Origin of the sequence: Nitratireductor aquibiodomus NL21 = JCM 21793, from assembly GCF_000615975.1 — a bacterium.
Classification (GTDB): Bacteria; Pseudomonadota; Alphaproteobacteria; order Rhizobiales; family Rhizobiaceae; genus Nitratireductor; species Nitratireductor aquibiodomus.
In genome coordinates this window covers 1-2,840 of record NZ_BAMP01000166.1, presented here as the reverse complement: position 1 = coordinate 2,840, position 2,840 = coordinate 1, and the positions used below count along the sequence as shown (strand labels likewise).

General features: G+C 60.2%; 1 protein-coding gene. It reads right to left on the bottom strand.

Features of this window, described 5'->3' with window-relative positions:
* Positions 1 to 2,160 (bottom strand): CLIPPER-2 domain-containing protein (locus JCM21793_RS27925; protein ID WP_244439986.1); only part of this gene is annotated, 2,160 nt, incomplete at its 3' end.
* Positions 2,161 to 2,840: the final 680 nt, after the last annotated feature.

The window sequence follows — 2,840 nt, the reverse complement described above, 5'->3', positions numbered from 1 at the left end:
GGGAAGGTCGGCACAGGCCACATGAAAGCGCCCTTGGTCGTCTGCCGTCAGAAGCAGGCCCTTCACCGTCGCAACCCGCACACCCGCCAGCCCCGGTTCGCCTACATCCTGATACCCATTGCGGTTCCGGTCGTCGAACACCTTGCCAAGAATGTCGCCGCAATCGAACACCGCCTCCACCACCACTTCGACAACGGCCTCGGCGATCCTCGACAACATCTCACCGGAAAGGTCCTCGACCCAGGCCTGGTTTACATATTCACCGGGTTTTGCTGCCGAGGTCACAGCAAGCTCCAGATCAATCAGCACCGCCGTGTTCGCAGGAAGCACAACATTCTCGAATGTCAGCTCACGCCCCTCCGCTTTCGGCGTGACAGGACTGCCGTCCAATTGTGCGGATCCACGCACAAAGGTCAGACCCGGCGGCGTCATATCGACAATGTTGACTGTGCTTTCTCCTGCCGAACCAAGTGATTTCACCCGGATCGTGTATGGAACTCGGTCACCCCGCCGCACCTCTGCCATCGGCGTCACCTTGCTGATCGCATAGCCTGGCAGGTCGACCACGGCCATCGCATCAGGCGATGTTACAGCCTGCCCCAGCGGGTCCGTTCCGGTCGCCGTTGCCGTGTTCTTCACACCATCCTCGACACCCTGCGCTGCATCCACATCAGACTGCGTCACCGTGTAGGTCGCGGTAAACGTCGCGCTTTCTCCTGCAGCCAGTTGTGCGCTTGAGGGCGAGAACGGTGTCAGCGTTCCACTGCCCACGCGCCCGTTGAAGCGGGGACCCGGATCGTTGGGAGCCACATCGGTGGCGGTTACATTGCCGTCGTTCGTAACCTTGAACGCGTAGACGATCGTGTCCCCGGGCTCGGCAAACTGCCCCTCGGTTCCCTGGAACATTCCCGACTTCTGTAGCGCGAGGGAAACATTGTGCGGCAGCAGGGTTGGCGTCGGATCGTCAGGCTCCTCGTCGCCTTCGACATCAACGTCGGCCGTTTCGTGCGGATCGTCCGATATGTCGGCGAGCGGCGTGTTGTTGGGTGCCATGGCATCCACGTTCGCCGTTGCAACAATCCCACCGGCATCGATATCAGCCTGCGTCAGCGTGTAAGAGGTGGAGAAAGTTGTCGTGTCCTCGCTGCCGGGCAGAAAACTCGAAAGGCTCCCTGTGGGAACGGCAACCGAAGGCTGGGGCGCCGTTGTGTCCGGCCCAATCTGCAATGAGGAGAATGCGACGTTGTCCAGTGTCACATTACCGGTATTGCGAACCACATATGAATAGGTGACCGGTTCTCCGACGTCCGGATAGCCATTTCCGTTCGTGTCGGTCCATTCATCAATCAGGTCCACTTCGATGCCCGGTTTCGGCTCGAACGAGACCACCGTCGGATCACCCGGGACGCCCTCCAGCGCCCTCGACAGCCGGTCCACATCTTTGCCCTGCGGGTCCTTCGCGGTCGCTTCCCCGAGATTCTCGACATAGCCGCGGTCGATATCCTCCTGCGTGATCGCATAGGCGCCCGTCAGGTCGGATTTGCTCTCGTCCGGCGCCAGCGAGGCGATCGGGCTGCCCGAAACCGGGGTCTTGTCATCCTCGACAACGACATCCGTCAGCGTCACATTGCCCGTGTTCTCGATCGTGAACGTGTAATTGATCAGTTCCCCGGCATCCGCCTGACCATTGCCGTTGAGATCTTCCAGTTCCCCCTGCTTGATGAAATCATAGTCGGGATTGGGCGGGATCGTCACCGTGGTCGGGTTCTCGTCCATAGTCGCCGTGTCGCTGGAAATATCGTTGAAGAGGTTCCCGTTCTCGTCGGTTCCCTCGGCAGTAGCCACATTGGACAGGCCGCCAGCATCAATATCGTCCTGTGTCAGTGTGTAGGTCAGCGTGTAGGTGGCCGTTTCCCCTTCGGCCAGCGTGCCCTCGGGAGAGCCGGCCGAAGCGGAGACGAAAGTCGGCCCGCTGTCGGGCGTCAATGGCGTGCCGTCGGCCCGCCCGAGAACGTCATCGCTGATCGAGACATCGCTCAGCGAGCCGATGCCCTGGTTCTCCACCGTCATCGTGAAGGTCAGAACATCGCCAGCCTTCTCGCCTTCCGAGACCGTCTTGATGATCTCGATGACTTCCGCTCCCAGTGCAAAACTGATCACGCAGGCGGTGGTCCCGTACGCAGCAACCTCAAGGGGTTGCGAGCTCGACACCGCAGTGAAAGCAAACACGCTCTGCCCCCAGGCAGTCGTATCTGGAAACAGAATCGTTTCATCCGTGCCGCTCGTTGTCAGCTTGAGCCCCTCACAGGCATTCGAGTAACCACTGCCATTCACTCCGCGACCTAACGCATAAAACGGAATTCGATATGTCCGACCTGGCACAAGTCCGGTCATCGTGGTCAGAATGGACTCGTTAGCGACCATGGATGCAAACGTCGTGTCACCTGTTGGAACAACGGGAAGCGGCGCGTTCTTCCACGGATAGTTCCCAAACCCCCACGCCGAGCGGGTTGAACAATCCGGACTACCTGTGCCGTTCGTCCATCCAGGCGGTGTTTGACCACCACCCGGCGTACAGGGCGATGTTGGCGGAATGGTCTGGGCGCTGGCCGACCCGCTGGCGAATGACAGCAGTCCGAGCGCCAGCAAGAGCAACAGCATAATCTCCCGGACCCCAGCCCGCGCCATGCCACATGCCGTATGAATGTTCTGGCGCATCGAGTGCTGGCACCTCCACTCTGGTGATTTTTCCGGCTCCCCCGGCGGGTTCGCCGCAAACCCAAGCATGGGCACACGAAAACGTTGGCGGGATTCAAACATGCTTTCCGCTCTCTGCGGTT